Genomic DNA, 20,007 nt, shown 5'->3' with positions numbered 1-20,007 from the left:
GAATTCTGCCGGTGCCCGGCACGGGCGAAACCGGCGAAATGGACAGGAGGAAACTCCTGGTTGACAAAAGGCATGACCATAGAGCACCTACCGGCTGCTGCCGATGGCGTCACATAGAGGAAAGTCCCTGGCGGCTACGCCACTGGAGAGAAATCGGGGCCTGTCCCCGTCGAAATACCGCACAGCTTCACTGTGATCCCCCGAAAAGCCCGTCGGCATGAATGCCGATTCCGTCACCCCGTAGCTCCGGGTCCCAGTCGGTGAACCCGCTACCGAGTCAACTCGGACTCGGCTAGTTGGAGCCTAGAGGAGTGATCGTCGGGGTGCAACGAAAAACGATCAGAGAATGATCTTCCTCTGACCGCTTTGTCCGGAGCGAATCCCTCCGGCTTTCACCCAACGACTTTCGGCCACCCCCGCATCGGGGGTGGCCGAAAATCTACTCACGTGCCGGGAGTCAGGACCGGGCGGCGGCCTCCCTCAGCCGCACCAGGGCGGCGTCCGGGGACGCCGCGATCGCGCCCAGCAGCCGCTCGTACCCCCGGGCCAACCGCTCCGCGGTCCCCCGGGCGAACAGGTCCGTGCTGTATTCCAGGTAGCCCTCCAGGGCGCCGCCGGCGTCCTGGAGCACCAGGTTGAGGTCGAACTTCGTGGTGCCCGGCCGGGCCGGCAGGTACCGGACGGCGAGCCCGCCGGGCTCCGTTCCCGACCCGTCCTGGGCCGCCGCGGGCTCCCCGGCGGGGGCGGGCAGCAGGTTGAACATCACCTGGAACAGCGGGGAGTGCGCCGGGTCCGGCTCGGCGATCAGGGAGCGCACGAGATCGGAAAAGGGCAGGTCAAGGTGGGTGTGAGCGTCGGCCGTGGCCTCCCCGGCGTCGGCGAGCAGCTCGGTGAAGGAGCGCTGCGGGTCCACGTCCAGCCGCATCACCAAGGTGTTGGTGAAGTAGCCGACGACCTGCTCCAGTTCGGGCGCGGGTCGGTTGGCGACCGCCGTTCCGACGGCCAGTTCGCGCTCGTCGGTGCACCCGCCCAGCAGGACGGCGTACGCCGACAGCAGGCTCATGTAGAGCGTGGCGCCGCGCTCGCGGCCCAGCCTGCGCAACCCGTCGGCGGTCCCCGCAGGGACGCGGACCGGGACCGAGGATCCCTGGTAGGTCTTCACCGGGCCGCGCGGGTAGTCGGTGCGCAGGGCGGTCGCGGCGGGCAGCCCGGCCAGGCGGCCGCGCCAGTACTCCCGCTGCCGTTCCAACTCCGCAGCGTCAACGGCCGATTGCTGCCAGTGAGCGAAATCGGCGTACGACAGCGCCGGGGCGGCCCGTCGCGGTTCCCGGCCGCCGATGAATTGCCGGTAGGAATCCATCAACTCGGCCAGGACCAGATTTACCGACCAACCGTCGAAGATTCCCCACGGCCGGGTGAGTACGGCGACGTGCGCGTTTTCCGACAGGGCGATCAGGTGCGCCCGCAGGGCGGCCGGGGCGTCGGGCGCGAACGGGCGCAGTCGTTCCGCCGCGGCCCAGGTCTCGGCCTCCTCCTCGTCCCCGGCCGCCAGCACCGGCACGGTGAACCCGGCCGCCGCATGGACCCGCTGGGTCCAGACCCCCTCGTGTTCCGTGTAGCCGGTGCGCAGGATCGGGTGCCGTTCGACCAGGGACCGGACGGCGCTCGTGAAGGCACCGCGGTCGAGCGGGCCGTCGATCCGGAAGGCGAGCTGCACGTTGTCGTGCGCCTCGGCGAGGTGGCCGGGGCGGTTCAGGAACCACAGGTCCCGCTGTTGCAGGGCCAGCGGGGCCCGCGCGCCGACCGCCGTGGCGCCGTCCACCGGGACGAGCGGGGGCGCGGTCCGCGCCGGGGCGCTCCCGCCCTCGCCCGCCGCGCTCCGGTCGGTCGCGGACCGCTCGAGCGCGGCGGCCAGTTGCTCCAGCGTGGCACCGGTGAAGACCAGCTTGAGCGGGAGTTCGGCGCCCGTCTCCTGCTTCACGCGCAGGGTGAGCCGGGTGGCCAGCAGGGAGTGCCCGCCCAGGTCGAAGAAGCTGTCCCGCAGGCCCACGCGGCCGACCCCGAGGAGTTCGCCGACGATCCGGCACAGGGTCCGTTCGGCGTCGGTGCGCGGCTCGACGTACTCGCCCTTGGCCACGTCGTCTTCGCCGGGCGCGGGCAGCGCCCGCTTGTCCACCTTGCCGTTGGAGGTCAGGGGCAGCTCTTCGAGGATCACGAAGGCGCTGGGGACCATGTACTCGGGCAGCGAGCCGGCGAGGTGCTCCTTCAGCATCCGTGCCATGGCGGGGCCGAGCAGGCCGAGCTGCGGGGAACTCGCCTGCTGGGCGGCGCGGTAGGGGGAACGCGCCCGCACCCGGGGCAGTTCGCCCCGGCCGAACACCAGGTCCAGGCCCTCCGGCCGGTCCTGGGACCAGGTGGCGGCCACCCGGTGGCCCAGGGATTCGGCGTACCTCAGGACGTCTTCGAGCTCCCGCACCCCTTCGGCGGCCCGCGCGGACAGGCCCGCGCCGTGCGGCGGCGGGGGGACCTCGCGGGTGGCGGGCCAGCGGGCCAGGTCCTCGTGGAGGCGGACGTCGTCGGCGACCCGGGGGTTGGTCAGGCCGCTGACCCCGAACCGCTCGGGCAGCGCGCTCGCGCCGCCGTCGAGCAGCGCGCGCAGCGCGGCCGGGCCGTCGGCCTCCAGCCAGGGGTGGCCGGGGTCCGGGGCGGTGGCGGTGGCGCCCTTGGTGAGCAGCGCGTCGTAGTGGTGGGCCGGCTCCTCGCCGTCGCCGTCGCCGCGCCGCAGCAGCAGGTCGACGGCGCCGAGCTCGGGGAACCGCTCGGTGAGGGAGGCGAACCAGCTGGGGCTCAGCAGGAGTTCGGACTCCGCCCGGCGGCGGTCCTGCACCCGGGCCCGCAGGGCCCCGGCGGTGGTGCCCGCGGTGGCGTCGGCCAGCTCCGCGGCGCACAGCCGCGCCGGGAACAGGTCGAGGTTGCGGACGCCGCCGATCAGGATGCGCCCGCCCTCCTCCAGCAGCGGCAGCAGGCGGGCGAGCGTCTCCTCCAGGTAGGGGCGATTGGGGAAGTACCGCACGACCGAGTCGAGGACGATCGTGTCGAACCGGGCCCCGGCGAGCGGGCCGTTCGAGGGATCGGTGACGCTCAGAGCGTCACCGTGGACCAGGGACACGTGGGTCCAGCCGCGGCGCTCCGCGAGTCGGCGCACCGCGTCGAGGGCCGGTGCGCTGACGTCGACGACGTGCACCGCCTCGCACTCCTCGGCGTAGTGCCGCAGCAGGTCACCGGCGCCGCAGCCGATCTCCAGCAGGCGCTTGGGCCGCAGGTCCCCGACGGCGCGGGCGAGCGCGCCCCGCGCCCCGTCGGCCGCGGGCGGCGCCGGGTCGGCGGTCGCGGAGGCGGCGTACCGCTCGTCGAAGGTCCGCCGCCACCGCTCGAGGTGGGCGGCGTCCTGTTCCCGGGCCGCCTCGTCGAGCCACCGGGGGGTGGGGCGGGCGTAGGCGACCAGGGTGGTGGTCTCCCCCGAGGCCCGGGGGACGACGACGGCGCTGTGCACGGCGGGGTGCGCGTGCAGGGCGTTCACGATCTCGCCGGGTTCGATCCGGAAGCCGCGCACCTTGACCTGGTCGTCGGCGCGGCCGAGGTACTCCAGGGTGCCGTCCGGCATCCGGCGGGCCAGGTCTCCGGTGCGGTACATGCGCTCGCCCGGGGCCCCGAAGGGGTCCTCGACGAAGCGCTCCGCGGTGAGGTCGGGCCGACCCAGGTAGCCCAGGGCCAGGCAGGTCCCCGCGAGGTAGAGCTCCGCGGCCACGCCCACCGGGACCGGGCGGCGCCGGTCGTCCAGGACGTGGGCGCGGGTGTTGGCGACGGGGTGGCCCAGCGGCGCCGCGGCGGGCCATGCGCCGACGTCCTCGGGCAGGGTCGCGGCGGTGGCCACGTGGGTCTCGGAGGGGCCGTACTGGTTGTGCAGCCGCAGCCACGGCCGGTCGGCGTGGAACTGCCGTACCTGCGCGGTGAGCTGGAGGGCCTCGCCGGCCTGGAGGACGTGGCGCAGGGCGGTGAGTTCCAGGCCCTGCGCGGTGGCGGCCTCGTAGACGGCGGCGATCACCACGTTGGGGGCGAAGAACTCCGTGATCCGCTCGTGGTCCAGCCAGCGCGCGAGCTCGGCGGGGTCCACCCGGACGTCCGCGGCGGGCACGCACAGGGTCTTGCCGTGCAGCAGGGCGTTGAGCAGCTCGTACTCGGACATGTCGAAGCTGACCGCGGCGAACTGCGCCACCCGCGAGCCCGGTTCGGCCGGGAAGACGGACCGGGACCAGGCGAGCAGGTTGGTCAGCACCCGGGCCGGCAGGACCACGCCCTTGGGCCGTCCGGTGGAGCCGGAGGTGTAGACGACGTAGGCGGGCGTCTCGGGGGTCAGCGGGCCGGTGCGCTCCTGCGGCCGGGGGTCGTCGGCCGCGGCGTCGGCGAGCAGGGCCAGGGTGGCCGGGTCGTCCAGGACCAGGAGCGGGGCGCCCGGCAGCGCGGGGGCCGTGGCCCGGTCGGTGAGGACCACGGCGGGCCGGGTGTCGCCGAGGATGAAGTCGATCCGGTCCTGCGGGTACTCGGGGTCGATGGGCAGGTAGGCCGCGCCGGACTTGAGGACGGCGAGGAAGGCGACGATCGCCAGGCTGCCGCGGGGCAGGGACACCCCCGCGTAGGTGTCGGGTCCGACGCCGCGGGCGATGAGGACCCTGGCCAGCCGGTTCGCCCGCTCGTTGAGCTGCGCGTACGTCAACTCGTCGCCGCCGGGCGCGCTGACGGCGAGGGCGGCGGGGGTGCGGGCCGCCTGGCGCTGGACCAGCTCCCCCAGCGGGACGTCGGTGACGGGCGCCGTCGGCCCGCCCCCTTCGGTGAGCAGCCGGTGGAGTTCGGCCGCGGGCAGGACCGGTACGTCCAGCGCGGCGGTCCGGGCGCCGTCGCCGTCGGCGAGGGCGGCGGTGATCCCGGCCAGTGCGCTCTCCAGGTAGTCGGCGACGGCCTCGCACGCCACCTGCTCGTCGGCCTGGACGTCCAGCGAGAGCTCGGTGCCGAAGTCGTCCAGGGAGACCACGAGGGGGTAGTTGATGCCGTCGGCGGCGGAGAGGAAGCGCACGCCCCGGCCGTCGGTGAGGGCCTCGGCGGCCTCGCCGTGCCCGGCCTCGAAGTGCCGGAAGTTCGCGACGGCGCTGAAGAGCGGTGCGTCGCCCGCCAGTGCGCTGCAGCGCTGCGCCAGCCCGAGCGGGGTCTGCTCGTGGTCGATCAGGTCCTTCAGGCCGGTGTCGACGTCGGCGATCAGCTCGCGCACGGTGCGCTCGGCCAGCCGGGTCCGCAGGGGCAGGGTGTTGATGAAGTTGCCGAGCATCCGCTCCACCCCGGGCACGCCCTGGAGCCGACCGGACAGGATGGTGCCGAAGACGACGTCGTCGCGCCCGCTGGTGGCGGCCACGACCCGGGCCCAGGCCGCGTGGAAGAGGCTGGCGGGAGCGATCCGCAGCCGCTGGGCCTGGGTCCGGATCTCCCGGGTGAGGGCGTCGGGCAGGGCGCGGCGCAGTCGGCGGACCCGGCTGGTGTCGCCGTGCACGTCGGTCAGTCCGAAGGGGGTGGTCGGTTCGGTGACGTCGCCGAGCATGGCGCGGAAGTGGCCCTCCGCGTCGGCGTCGTCCTGCCGGTTGCGGGTGTGGGCGACGAAGTCGCGGTACGGGGCGGGCGGGGCCAGGAGGTCGGCGCGGTCCGCCATGTGCAGGGCGAGTTCGTTCAGGGTGAGCCGGAGCGAGGTGGCGTCCTCGATCAGGTGGTGGGCGCTCAGCAGCAGGTAGCGGCGGCCGGAGCCGGGGTCCTCGGCGACGGTCAGGCGCAGCAGCGGGGCGCGGTCGATCTCCAGGTTGTCGGGCCGCTCCAGCAGGGCGAGGGCCTGCTGCTCGGCGTCCCGCTCCGGGTCGAGGAGCAGGCGCCGTACGGGCAGGGTGGCGCGGCGGTGGACGACCTGGACGGGCGCGGGCAGGCCGTCGGTGACGACGGCGGTGCGCATGACGTCGTGCCGGTCGACGACGGCTTGCAGGGCGCGGGTGAAGGCGGCGCAGGCGGCCTCGTCCTCGGCGACGTAGAGGGTCGAGACCAGGTAGGGGTCGTTGTCCGGGTCCAGCAGGCGGTGGAAGAGGATGCCCTCCTGGGTGGCGACCAGGGGGTAGACGTCCTGGACGTCGGCCGCGCCGCCGGGGACGGTGGCGACGACCGCGTCGATCTGCTCCTGGGTGAGCTCGACCAGCGGCAGCAGTTCCGGGGTGATCCGCTCGCAGCCGGTCGGGATCCGGTTCGGCGGGACCTCGTACGCCTCGGCGGGTCCGGCCGCGTCCAGTGCGGTGGCGAGCTCGGCGAGGGTCGTGGCGCCGAAGACGGCGCGCACGGAGGCGCGCAGGCCGTGCTCGGCGAGGCGGGCCACCAGCACGGTGATGAGGAGCGAGTGGCCGCCGAGGGCGAAGAAGTTGTCGCCGGAGCCGATCCGGTCGCCGTCGAAGCCGAGGAGTTCGGCCCACAGACCGGCGAGCAGCCGCTCGGTGGGAGTGGCCGGGGCGGTGTACTCCCGCTGCGCGAAGGCCTCGATGTCGGGGACGGGCAGGGCCCGGCGGTCGAGCTTGCCGTGGGCGGTGACGGGCAGCTCGTCGAGGACGACGAAGGCGCCGGGCACCATGTACTCCGGCAGGGTCGCCTCCAGGTGCCGGACGAGCTCGGCGCGCAGGGCGGCCTCGTCCGCCGCCGGGGCGAGGGCGTCGTCGAGGACGGGGTAGGCCACCAGCCGGGGGCTGCCGGGCTGGTCCTCGCGGACGATGACGGCGCAGGCGCGGACCGCGGGGTGCTCGGTCAGCCGGTGTTCGATCTCGCCCAGCTCGATCCGGAAGCCGCGGAGCTTGACCTGGTCGTCGGCGCGGCCGAGGTACTCCAGCGTCCCGTCGGGCAACCAGCGGGCCAGGTCGCCGGTGAGGTACATGCGGGCGTCGGGGTCCGTCGCGAACGGGTCCGGTACGAAGCGCTCGCGGGTCAGCTCCGGCTGGTGCAGGTAGCCGCGGGCCAGGCCCGTACCGGCGATGTACAGCTGGCCGACGCAGCCGACGCCCTGGGGGCGCAGGGCCTCGTTCAGGACGTACAGGCGGATGTTCTGGATCGGGCGGCCGATGGGGACCAGGCGCGGGGCCGGACCGGCGGGCACGGTCCAGTGGCTGACGTCGACGGCGGCCTCGGTGGGCCCGTACAGGTTGTGCAGCGGGGCCGGGTGGCGGTCGTAGTGGCGGGCGCACAGCTCCGGGGGCAGGGCCTCGCCGCTGCAGAACACCTGGCGCACGGAGGTGCAGGCGGACCAGTCGGGCTCCGCCACGACGGAGCGCAGCATGGAAGGCACGAAGTGCAGGGTGGTGACCCCGAACTCGCGCACCGCGGAGACCAGGTAGGCGGGGTCCTTGTGGCCGCCGGGCGCGGCGACGGCGAGCCGGGCGCCGAAGAGCAGCGGCCAGAAGAACTCCCACACCGACACGTCGAAGCTGTAGGGGGTCTTCTGCAGGACGACGTCGTCCTGGTCGAGCCGGTACTCGTTCTGCATCCACTCGATGCGGTTGACGGCCGCCCGGTGCTCGATCATCACGCCCTTGGGGCGGCCGGTGGAGCCGGAGGTGTGGATGACGTACGCCAGGTTGCCGGGGCCGAGGCCGAGCGCGGCGGCGGGCAGGTCCTGCTCGGACAGGTCCTCGGCCGCGCGGCCGGACCGGTCGCGGACCGCGCCGTCGCGGTCGAGGGTGAACAGGTCGGCGGCGCCGTGCAGCGGGGCCGGGTCCAGGTGGGGCTGGGTGAGGACCACGCGGACGCCGGAGCTCTCGACGAGGTCCTCGATGCGGGCCGCCGGGTAGGACGGTTCGATCGGCATGTAGGCGCCGCCCGCCTTGAGGATGCCGTAGATCCCGGCCACCATCTCGGCGGACCGCTCCGCGCTGAGGCCGACCAGGGTGTCCGGGCCCACTCCGCTGCGGCGCAGCGCGTCGGCGACGCGGTTGGCCCAGGCGTTCAGCTCGGCGTAGGTCCAGGTGCGGTCGGCGTCGACGAGCGCGGTCCGGCCGGGGTGGCGGGCCGCGCGGGCCTCGAAGAGCTCGTGCAGGCAGCGGTCGGCGGAGAAGGGGCGGTCGGTGTCGTTCCATCCCCGGACGACCTGCTCCCGCTCGGCCTCGTCGAGCAGCGACAGGCCCGAGAGCCGGGCCCCGGGGTCGGCGGTGAGGGAGCCGAGCAGCTCGCCGAAGTGGCCGGTGAACCGGCGGATGGTGTCCGGGTCGAAGAGGTCGGTGTTGTACTCGACGGTCCCGGCGAGTCCGTCCGGGGTCTCGCGCAGGTCGAGGGTGAGGTCGAACTTGGTGACGCCGAGGTCGAACTCGATGGCCGACACGAGGAGTTCACCGAGCCGCGCCGTGCGCTCGGTCTGCGCCTCCTGGAGCACCAGCATGGTCTGGAAGACCGGCGAGTGGCTGAGGCTGCGCTCCAGCTGGAGCGCGTCGGCCACCGCCTCGAAGGGCACGTCCTGGTGGTCGTAGGCGGCCAGCGCGGTCCGCTTGACCTGGGCGAGCAGCTCGGGGAAGGCCGGGTCGTCCGACAGGTCGGCGCGCATGACGAGCGTGTTGGCGAAGAACCCGATGAGCCCCTCCACCTCGATGCGGTTGCGGCCCGCGACCACGGTGCCGACGGCGATGTCGCTCTGGCCGGTGTAGCGGTTCAGGACGACGGAGTAGGCCGCCAGCAGCGTCATGTAGAGGGTGGCCTCGTGCCGCGCGGCGACCTCGCGCAGCCGCGCCAGCAGGTCGGGCGGGAGCAGGAAGCCCGCCCGGGCCCCCCGGTACGTCTTGACCGCGGGGCGTTCGCGGTCGGCGGGCAGGGTCAGCCGCGGGTCGACCCCGGCGAGCTGCTCCTTCCAGTAGGCGGTCTGCCGGGTCTGCTCCGCGCCCTGCAACCACTGGCGCTGCCAGAGCGCGTAGTCGGCGTACTGGACGGGCAGCGGGGCGAGCGGCGAGGGCAGTCCGGCGGCGAACGCCTCGTAGAGGGCGCTCAGGTCGCGGATGAGGACGCCGACCGACCAGCCGTCGGAGACGGCGTGGTGCATGGTGATCAGCAGTACGTGCTCCCGCTCGGCCTCGCACAGCAGCCGGACCCGGATCAGCCGGTCGTGCTCCAGGTCGAAGGGGGTGGCCGCCTCCGCCGCGCAGATCCGGGCCAGTTCGGCCGGATCGGCGAGGTCCGCCTCGGCGACGGCGAAGTCGCCGCCGTCGCCGATCAGCTGGTGCGGGACGCCGTCGCGGTCGGCGAAGCGGGTGCGCAGCGCCTCGTGGCGGCGCACCAGCTCGGCCAGGGCCCGCCGCAGGGCGGGGCGGTCCAGCGGACCGCTCAGCCGGGTCGCGACGGGGATGTTGTAGGCGGCGCTGCTGCCGTCCAGCTGGGCGAGGAACCACAGCCGCTGCTGCGCGAAGGAGAGCTGCGCGGGCCCGTCGTCCTCCCGGGGCAGCAGCGGGACGTCGTCGATCCGGCCGAGGGCGGTGAGGTCGACGCCCTGTTCGCGCAGGAGCGCGATCAGGGCCCGGCGGCGCTTGGCGGGCAGCGAGTTGATGGTCCGGAGCAGGTCCGGTCCGGTGGAGTGCGTGGTGGTGCTCATCGTGGTCCCCTCGCCCTAGTTACCGACGCCCAGGGCGTCCAGCTCGTCGTCCGTCATGTTCTCGATGCGGCTGAGGCTCTCGAGGATCGTGTGCACGTCCGCGGCGCCGATGGCGGCGGCCGCGGGCCGGTCGGCCGGCAGGCGGCGGCGGAGCTCGGCGGCCATCACGGTCAGCTTCGGCGCGTCGAAGACGGCCTGTACGGGCAGTTCGACGCCGGTGCGCTGCTTGATCAGGTTGATCAGGCGGGTCGCCATCAGCGAATTGCCGCCGAGGGAGAAGAAGTTGCTCGCGCCGCCGAGCCGGGAGGGCTCGATCTGGAGCACCTCGGCCCACGCGGAGGCCATCAGGGACTCGGCGTCGGCCCCACCCTGGTCCGCGGCCGGTACCGGACCGGCTGCGGGGGCGGACGCGGGTACCGGGCCCGGTGCCGGTGCTCCGGCGGGCGTGCGGCCGACCCAGTAGCGGCCCGTCTCGAAGGCGGTCGCGGGCAGCGGCACCAGTCGGCGGGGGCCGCCGTGCAGCGCGGGCCACGCGACGGTGGCGCCGTGCACCCACAGCTGGGCGAGGCTCTCCAGGTCCCCGTCGGCGGCCAACCCGGCGAGGAGGGCCTCGCCCCGGGAGCCGGAGATCACCGCGGCGAAGGGGCCGCCGTCCTCGTCCGCGTTGCCGCGGTGGACGGTGGCGAGGTCGGCGGAGGCGGCGTGAGCGTCCGCGGCATCGTCGGCGGCCAGGTGGTGGGCGAGGGCGTCACGGAGCTCCTGCGCGGAGCCCGCGACCACGGCGAGCCGTTCGGGCAGCGCCTCCCGGCCGACCTGGGTGGTCCAGGCGAGGTCGGCGAGGTCCACGGGGCCGGCCTCGAGGTGGTCGTGCAGCCGCCGGGCGGCGGTGCGCAGCCCCTCGGGGTGACGGGCGGAGACCACCACGAGCTGCGGTCCGGCCTCCCGTGCGTCCCCCGCGTCGCCGGTGTCGGACGCGCGCGGCGGCGCCTCCTCGATGACGAGGCTCACGTGGCTGCCGCCCGCGGCGACCGAGTTGACCAGGGCGAGCAGGGGCGCGGGGCGGCCGGGGGCCGTACCGGGCGCACCCGCCGTGCCCCGGGGCTCCCAGGCGGTCAGCGCGTCGCACAGCACGAGCGGACCGGCGGCGAGGTCCAGGTTCGCGTTGGGCTCCCCCGCCTCGACCAACGGCGCGAGCTCCCGGTGGCGCAGCTGCAGGACGACCTTGGTCAGCTGGGCGATGCCGGAAGCGGCCTCCGGGTGCCCGAGGTTGGACTTGACGGTGCCCACGGCGACCGGGGCATCGGCCGCGGCGAACACCTCGCGCAGGGCTCCCACCTCGACCTCGTCGGAGAAGGTGGTGCCGTTGGCGGCGGCCTCCACGTATCCGATGGAGCCGGGGGCGACCCGGGCGCGCTCCAGCGCCCGTCGCATCACCTTCACCATGCTGCGGTGGCTCGGCGTCATGAAGCCGTTGGACCGGCCGCTGTGCAGGGAGGCCGTGCCCCGGATGACGGCGAGGACCGTGTCGCCGTCGCGCCGGGCGGCGGCCAGCGGCTTGAGCAGGACGGCGCCGACGCCCTCGGCGGGCAGGTAGCCGTCCCCGTCGCGGAAGCTGCGGCTGCCCGGGTGGCTGCCGAGGAACTGCATCTCGGACAGGGCCACGTACTTGTCCGGGTGGACCGTGAGGTTCACCCCGCCCGCGACGGCCAGTTCGCTCTCCCCGCGCAGCAGGTCGGCGCAGGCCAGGTGGACGGCCATCGCCGAGGACGTGCACATGCTGTCGACGGCCAGGCTCGGGCCTTCGAGGCCGAAGAAGTGCGAGACCCGGTTGGCGATCATGTTGTAGGAGGAGGAGGCGGTCAGGGCCGCGAGCGCGGGTTCCGTGTCCTCGGCCCGGTACATCTGGTAGGCGGATCCGACGTACACGCCGACCCGGCGTCCGTGCCGCCGCTCGATGACCTCCTGGGTCACTCCGCTCTGCTCGAAGAGGTGCCAGACGGTCTCCAGGAAGAGCCGCTGCTGCGGGTCCATCACCGCGGCCTCGCGGGGCGAGATGCCGAAGTGCAGGGGGTCGAAGCGGTCGATGCCGTCGAGGAAGGCGCCCCACTTGCCGCGGCTGGTGCCGGGGGTGTCGGGGGCTCCGGAGTACCGCTCGTGGTCCCAGCGGTCGGCCGGCACCTCGGTGACGGAGTCCCGGCCCGCGCGCAGGTTGGCCCAGAAGGCCTCCAGGTCGGGGGCGTCCGGGTAGCGCCCGGTGATGCCGATGATCGCGATGGCGTCGCGGTCCCGGTCACCGGCGGGGTCACGGTCGGCTTCCGCGGTACGGACCTCGGTACGGGCGCCATCGGTACGGGCGTCGGGCGTACGGGCCTCGGGCGTACGGGCCTCGGCGGCGTGCGACTGCTCCGGGACCGGCGCCGGGGCGGGCTCGGGTGCGGGGGCGGCCGCCGGGGTCGGGCGCTGCGCGCCGGACCGGGCCGGGGGCTCGCCGATCAGCGCGCGCAGCTCCGCCGGGTGCTCGCCGAGGAGGTGGCGGGCGAAGCCGCGGACCGTCTGCACCTCGAACAGCAGGGTCCGGGGCAGCGGGCCGAAGGTGTCCTCCAGGCCGGAGACGAAGTTCACCGCGAGGACGGAGTCCATCCCGTACCGCTCCAGCGGCGTGTCCACGGCCAGCCGTTCCGGGCGGAGCCCCAGGGCCGTGGCGAGCTGTCGTCGCAGGTGCCCGACCGCCCGCTCCTCCAGGGCGGCGTCCGTCTCGGGAGCCAGGGCGCCCGGCGCAGCGGGCGTGCTCGCGGCGGGAGCCGGGGCGGTCGGAGCGGTGCGGCCGGTGAGTCCGGCCGGCAGCCGCTCACGACGGCCCGAGACCACCAGCAGTCGCCCCGCGTCGAGGCCGTTCTCCCCCGGAGCCTGGGCGACCCGGAGGGCCGCCAGGCCGCGGGGGGTGTCCAGCGGGGTCAGGCCCGTACCGGCCAGGAGGTCGCGCACGGCGGCGTCGGCCCCCATGCCCCCCTCGTCCCAGAGCGGCCAGGCGACGGACACGGTGTGCCCGCGCCGCAGGCCGGACTCGACCAGGCGGTTGCGGTGGGCCGCGTAGGCGTCCATGAACCCGTTGGCGGCGGCGTAGTCGGCCTGGCCGGGGTTGCCGAAGGTACCGCTGATCGACGAGAAGCAGAGGAACGCCTCCAGCGGCTGGTCCCGGGTCGACTCGTCGAGGTGGACGAGCCCGGCGACCTTGGGGGCCAGGACCCGCGCCAGCTCCTCGGGGCTCTTGCGGACCACGAAGTTGTCCGCGACCACTCCGGCGCTGTGCACGATGCCCGTCAGGGGGCCGTGGTTGTCGGCGACGTGGGCGAGCAAGCGGGCCACCGCCTCGCGGTCGGCCACGTCGGCGCGCTGGTAGTCCACCGTCAGCCCGGCCTCGCGCAGGGTCCGCAGGGCCTCCCGTCGGTCCGCGTCCAGCGGGGAACGGCCGGTCAGCACCACGGTGGCGCCGGTGGCGGACGCGGCGATCTCGCGGGCCACGATCAGGCCGAGGCCCCCGGCGCCGCCGGTGATCAGGTACACCCCGTCCGGGCGCCACGGCCGGGCCGCGGGCCGGGGCGCGGTGAGTTCGGCCAGCTCCGCGACGAGCCGGTGGCCGCCGCGGTGGCGCACCTCGGGCTCGGGGTCGGACACGGCCTCGGCGATCAGCCGGGCCGCGACCTCGTCCGGTGCGGCGCCGTCGAGGCACTCCACGAGCTGGGTGCGCAGCCGCGGGTTCTCCAGCCGCGCGGTCCGCAGCATCCCGCCGAGCCCGCCGAAGCAGGCGCGCGGGTCGTGATCGGTGTCCCGTCCGGCGTCGCCGACGAGCACCACCTGGAGCAGTTCGGGCCCCCGCACCCCGCGCTCCAGCAGCTCGCGGACGATCCCGAACAGGCGCCCGGCCAGGCCGGTGTACTGCTGGGCCGCCGAGCCCTCGACCGGCTCCAGGAAGCGACACCCGGTCTCCGTCGGCAGAGCGGCCTCGAGGGCCTCGCGCTCGGCGGCGCCCGGCCGCCCGATCACCACGACGTGGCGCGCCGCGAACTCCGCGGGAACCGGGTTCTCCTGCGGGGTCCCGGACGGCGTGCGGTCGGGGGCGCGGTCGGTCCAGACGGGGCGCAGCAGCAGCACCTCGTCCGCATCGGCCGAATCGGATCGCGGCGTTGCCGCCAGCGACTGCGGCGGCTCCGCGGGCTGTTGCCCGGACTGCCGGTGCGGCTGCTGGTGCAGCGGTACGCCGAGGACCTCCTCGCCCAGTCGGCACAGGTCCCGGGCGAAGGGGTAGCCGGGGAGGCCGATCCGGCGGGCGGGCGGCAGGAAGGCGTGGGCCGCCTCCCAGTCCACGGCCGCCCCGTCGGCCCACAGGCCCAGCAGTCGCTCGTACGCGCCCGAATCGGACCACTGCGCGACGGCCTCGGCCAGGGCCCGGCCGTCGCGGTCGCGGTCGACGCGGACGGTGCCGCGGGTCCAGGGCGCGCCGGGGCGCCGCGGGTCGGCGGCGAAGGACTCCAGCAGGGCGACGGCCTCGGCCCGCGTCGCGGCGGCGAAGGCCAGCCGCTCGTCCAGAGCGGTCCGGCCGCTCTGCAGGGTCCGCGCGGCGTCGCTCAGGTCGGCGTCGGTCAGCTCGCCCAGTCGGGCGCTCAGCCGCCGGGCCTGCTCGACCAGCTGGGCCTCGCTCATGGCCGAGAGCACCAGCAGGCAGGGCCGTCCGTCGGCCGCGGGCCGTACCGGTCGGGGGGTGGTGGGCAGGTGTTCGGCGATCACGACATGGGCGTTGGAACCGCCGCCGCCGAAGCTGGACACGCCGGCGATCCGCGGGAAGGTGACCTGCTCCCCGTCGACCTCCAGGACGGGGCGCCGCCACGGCTCGACCTCCTGCTGCACGTGCAGCGGGGTCCGCTCGAAGTCGATGTGCGGGTTGAGTTCGCGGGAGTGCAGGCTCGGCACGAGTTCCCCGTGCTTGAGCTGGAGCAACACCTTGGTGACCGCGGCGATCCCGGCCGCGCTCTCGCAGTGCCCGATGTTCGACTTCACCGAACCGATGGCGAGGTGCTCGGGGCCGCCACCGGCCTGGCGCAGGGCCTTCTGGAGTCCGGCGATCTCGATCGGGTCGCCGAGGGAGGTGCCCGTGCCGTGCGCCTCCAGGTAGCTGAGGGCCCGGGGGTCCACACCGGAGGCGGCGATCGCCTCGGCGATGACCTCGCCCTGGGCCACCGGGGTGGGTACCGAGTAACCACCGGTGCGGCCGCCGTGGTTGACGGCGGTCCCCTTGATCACGCCGTAGATCTGGTCGCCGTCGGCCACGGCCCGGTCCAGCGGCTTGAGCACGACGGCGCCCACGCCCTCGCCCGGCACGTAGCCGTCGCCGCCCTCGCCGAAGGTGCGGCAGCGGCCGTCGCTGGAGAGGAAGTGGCGCTCGGCGAGCACCATGAACTTGTTGGGGTGGGGGCTGAGGTTCACGCCGCCCGCGATCGCCGCCTCGCACTGGCCCGACCTGATGGCCTCGCAGGCCAGGTGGAGGGAGGTGAGGGAGGACGAGCACATGGTGTCCACGGCCAGGCTGGGGCCGCGGAAGTCGTGGAAGTAGGAGACCCGGTTGGCGATGGTGGAGGCGCTGCCCCACAGGGCGGTCCGCTTGCCGCGCTCCTGCGCCTGCGCGCCGAAGAGCTGGTACTCCTGGTACATCACCCCGACGAAGACCCCGACCCGGCCCGAGTCGGACAGGCCCCGGCCGGTGTAACCGGAGTCCTCCAGGGCGTGGTGGGCGCACTGGAGGAACAGGCGCTCCTGCGGGTCGAGGTAGTCGGCCTCCAGCATCGAGATCTGGAAGAACAGCGGGTCGAACTCGTCGATGCCGTCGAGGAAGCCGCCCCAGGTGCCGGCGGTGCGTCCGGACGCCTCGGTGTAGCGGCGGTGGTCCCAGCGGTCCGCCGGAACCTCGCTGATGCTGTCGCGACCGGCGCGGAGGTTGTCCCAGAACGTGTCGAGGTCGGGAGCCTGCGGGTAGCGGCCGCTGACGCCGACGATCGCGATGTCGGTGACGGCGGGTGCCCCGGCGGCGACCACGGCGGCGGCCGCGACCGGAGCCCCGATCTGCGCGGGCTCGGCGGGTATGCGGCGCGAACTCAGGCCGGACAGGTCCGCGCAGACGCGGCCGTGCTCGTCGTAGAGGGTGACGTCGAGCCGCACGGAGCCGTCGGCCGCCTCGGTCGGGCTGTCCGGCTGGTGGCGCACCCAGGCCCAGGACCGGTCCGGGGTGGCGGCGGGCGTGGCCGCCTGCTGGAGGGCGAACGGCAGCGCGAGCGCGGCCCGCTCCCGGCCGGTGGGGCCGCCGGTCAGCCACAGGCCCATGGTGGCCTGGAGCGCGCCGTCGGCGATCGCCGGGTGCAGCCGGACGCCGTGCAGCGGCTGCGCCGTGGGCGCCAGCCGGAGTTCGGCGAGGAGCTGGGGGCGGCCGGTGGCGTCGGTGCCCTTGGCCAGGGCGACCAGGGTGCGCTGCGAGGGGCCGTACTCCAGGCCCATGGCCGTGAAGTGGCCGTAGACGTCCGCGGCGGAGACCGAGGTGTCCGTGCAGGCGGCGCGCACCTCGGCGAGGGAGGGCAGGGTCCGGCCCGTGCCGGACTCGCGCAGGCTCGCCCGGCCCGTGCTGCACAGGGTGGGTTCGCCGTCGCCGCCGAGGGCGTGGATCTCGTAGGCATGGACGGCGCCGCCGGGCAGGGCCCGTACGGTCACGCTCAGGTCGAGCCCGTCCGTTCCGTCGGCGGCGGCGGCGGGGGACAGCCACACGACGTCCTCCAGGTGCACCCGGTCGGCGTGCTCCTCGCCCAGGGTGCGGGCGACGGCCGCGCGGGCCATCTCCAGGTGGGCCACGCCGGGCAGGACGCGGACGCCGCGCACCCGGTGGTCCTTCAGGTACGGCTCCTCGCCCGTGAAGTGCGTCGTGTACGAGGCGCCGCGGGCGGCGCCCTCCCCGGCGGCGTCCGGGACGGACCGGTGCAGCATCGGGTGCTCGGCCACGGGGACGGCGGAGTCGAGGTGGGCCGCCACGGCCCGTACCGTCCGGTGCCGCGAGAACACGGTGGGCTCGACGGTACGGCCGTACCGCGTCGTCAGCCTGCCCGCGAGCTGGGCCAGGCCGGTCCAGTCGAGCCCGAACTCCGCGAGTTCGGCGTCGGGGTCGACCTCGACGGCGGTCACGCTCAGCAGCGCGGCCACTTCCTCGGTGACGACGGCCAGCGGGCCGGCGGCGACCTCGACCGGGCCCCGCGCCTCGACGACCGCGGGGGCCGCGACGGTCGCGCGCGCCTCGACGACGACGGGGGCCTCGACGGCCGCGGGGGGCTCGACGGCCGCGGGGGCCGCGGGTGCGGGCGCCCGGTCGGGGTGTTCCATCTCCAGCCAGGCCGCCAGCTCGGTGATCGTCCGGTACTCGAACATCACCGTCGGCGACAGCGAGACACCCAGCCGATCCTCCAACTGCGCGACCAACGCCAACAGATCGGCCGAGGCCAGACCCAAGTCGTAGTACCCGAGATCCACTTCCACCTCGGCCGCCGCACGCTTCAACGGCACCGCCACCAGCTCCCGCAGCACCGACACGAAATCACCACCGCCACCCACGCGGGCGGCGTCCGCATCGGCGACGGGGGCAGGGGCGGGCGCCGCGGCGGGCGCGGCGGCGGCAACAGGCGCGGACACGGGCTCGGGCGCAGGCGCGGGCGCAGGCACGGGCTCGGGCTCGGGCGGGAGCGCCCGGTCGGGGTGCTCCTCCTCCAGCCAGTCCGCCAGCTCGGTGATCGTCCGGTACTCGAACATCACCGTCGGGGACAGCGAGACACCCAGCCGATCCTCCAAGTCCGAGACCAACGCCAACAGATCGGCCGAGGCCAGACCCAGCTCGTAGTAGCCGAGGTCCACTTCCACATCGGCCGCCGCGCGCCCCAACCGCACCGCCACCAGCTCCCGCAGCACCGACACGAAATCACCACCGCCACCCACACGGGCGGCAGCGGCGACAGGGGCGGGGGCGGGCACGGCGGCGGCGACCGGCGCGGACACGGGCGCAGGGGTCTCGCGGACGTCGAGGGAGGACTGGGCGCGGACCCGCTTGGCCACGAACCGGCCGACCTCGGCGACCTTGTGCCCGTTCTCGTCGTAGAACTCGACCACCAGCCGGATGAGCTCCTCGTCCCGACGCACCGACTCGGCCGGGACCCGGACGAAGACGCGCTTGCCCAGCGGGCCCGCCGCCCGGAACTCCTCGAACATCAGCGGCAGGTACAGCCCCGGGCCGTCGTCGTCGCCGTGCAGCATGCCGATGGCGATGCCGCCGCCGAGCAGCCCGGCTTCGAACAGCGCGGGGTGGAAGAGGAACGCCTCGGTGGTGCCGTGGTACTCGGGGGCCAGCTCCAGTTCGGCGATCCAGTCGCCGGACCGGTGGTGCACCTGACCGCTGATCTTCATCAGACCGGAGTGCTGGAGCTCGTGCTCACGGCACCAGCGGTAGATGTCGGTCACCGGGGTCGCACCGGTCACCCCGTCCAGCGGGAGCGCCAACCGCTCGGTGAAGGCGGCCCGTTCCCGTCGGTGCGCGGCCACGACGGCGTGCAGGACGTCGGCCGAGTCCTGTTCGCGGCGGCTGCGGACCTCGATGCGCCAGCCGCCGCGCGGGGAGGGGCGGCCCTCGATGGTGGTCCGTACGCGTTCGCCCGGTGCGGCGACGAGGGGCGCGAGGATCGTGAGGTTGCGCAGCTCGACGTCCGGCATGGCGTGGCCGTGCCGGGCGAGGACCTGGAGGACCAGGTCCACGTAGCCGACTCCCGGCAGCAGCGGCCGCCCGTAGACGACATGGCCGTGCAGCAGCGGGTTGTCGGACGTGACCGTGAAGGTCTCGGTGAACACGGGCGATTCGGATACGGCCATCGGTTTCCATCCCAGACGAGCGACGATCCGGCGGAGGGGCCCGGTCCAGGCCCAGCCGGAAGAATTCATTCCGGAGTACGTGTAGAGAACTCCGTCATTCTGATCGCCAGGATCTCCGCGCAAAGAAGCGGAACATGATCAATCAACCCGTCCAGGGCATGCCTCATTGACGCCGGAAGCGACGGCTGTCGACGGCGTCGATGAAGGTGAGGCGCCCTGCGGACACCTGGCGGATACGGGCGTCAGCCCGGTTGACCAGCACTCCTGTAAGCGGAGGTGGCCCCGTTACAGTCCGCAGACTCTCAAATACGTTCCCCCCGCGCGCTCGTCCGGTACGTGGCCGGATCCGACCCCCATAACGCCTAGTTCCAGCCAAGGGAACTCCCCGTCAATTCACCTGACGAGACGGCCAGTTGGAGCCTAGGCGAGTGATCATCGGGGCGCAACGAAATCCCTGGCAGATTGATCATTCCCAAAGCGATTCCGGTCAGCAGCAGCCCGTCCCGATGCAGCCAGCGCCCCGAAAGGTGCGAGACCCGGTGACCCGCGGCGACCGGTCCCTCGACCGTGAACCGCGCGGAAAAGCAGCCACCTGGGTCGATTTCGACCTCCGCGCCGTCGAACTCCAGCATGCTCCCGGCGAGCGGGTACCAGATTTTGTAGACGGACTCCTTACAGCTGAAGAGCAATCGGTCCCACGGAACTTCCGGGTGTTGTTCGTCAAGTCGGGCGAGCATCGCGCGCTCCGACGGCAGCCCGATCATCTGCAATACCCCGCTCGGCAGCGGCTCACTGACCTCGGCGTCGATGCCGACGGCGTGCACCCTGCTGGACCGGGCCACCGCGGCGGCGCGGTAGCCGGGGCAGTGCGTCATGCTCCCGACCACTCCGGTCGGCCAGACCGGGGCCCGACCGGCGCCCGGCACGAGGGGCACCGGCGGGATGCCGAGCTGCCCCAGCGCCGTCCGGGCGGACTTGCGCACCATCGCGAACTCCCGACGGCGCTCGGGAACCGCTCCGCCGATCGCCGCGCGCTCCGCGGCGAAGAGATCGGCCAGATCTTCGTCGACCGCGTCGATGGCGGCCACCTCAGCGGGAAGTATCTCCTCGATCACGAGCCTCCCCTTTCTTCACTTGTCGTCGTCGCACGGCCGGTGAGGCGGGGGTTCAGTCCCAGATCATGGAGTTCGTCCCGGCGGCGGGGGCGGTGGTGGTGACCGTGGTGGGGGCGGCGGCGGGGGTGACCGGATCCGCGGAGGCGCTCTGGGCCAGGAGGACCGGGGCGAGCAGCGCGGTGGCGAGGACCAGGACCGTCTTGGCGGCGGCGGACTGGGCGGCGGCGGTCGTGTGGCGGGACATGGAAGCTCCTT

General features: G+C 74.2%; 4 protein-coding genes. All 4 read right to left on the bottom strand.

The window, feature by feature from the left end; translation table 11 throughout:
• Positions 1-457: 457 nt before the first annotated feature.
• Entirely contained in the window at positions 458-9,694 is a 9,237-nt protein-coding gene (locus ACFWAR_RS11300; protein ID WP_385775528.1) for an amino acid adenylation domain-containing protein, read from the bottom strand.
• Between the two features lie 15 nt (positions 9,695-9,709).
• Entirely contained in the window at positions 9,710-18,637 is an 8,928-nt protein-coding gene (locus ACFWAR_RS11295; RefSeq protein WP_385775526.1) for an SDR family NAD(P)-dependent oxidoreductase, read from the bottom strand.
• Positions 18,638-18,999: 362 nt separating this feature from the next.
• Positions 19,000-19,752 (bottom strand): 4'-phosphopantetheinyl transferase, encoded by a 753-nt coding sequence (locus ACFWAR_RS11290; RefSeq protein WP_385775524.1) that lies wholly within the window; start codon positions 19,750-19,752, stop codon positions 19,000-19,002.
• 52 nt (positions 19,753-19,804) lie between these two features.
• Positions 19,805-19,996: a hypothetical protein gene (locus ACFWAR_RS11285; RefSeq protein ID WP_385775521.1), complete on the bottom strand. Its 192-nt coding sequence runs from the start codon at positions 19,994-19,996 to the stop codon at positions 19,805-19,807.
• Between the last annotated feature and the right edge of the window lie 11 nt (positions 19,997-20,007).

The organism is Streptomyces sp. NPDC059917 (assembly GCF_042730635.1).
Taxonomy (GTDB): Bacteria; Actinomycetota; Actinomycetes; order Streptomycetales; family Streptomycetaceae; genus Streptomyces.
Note: the sequence above shows the minus strand (reverse complement) of the source record. Positions and strands in the feature narration are given on the sequence as shown.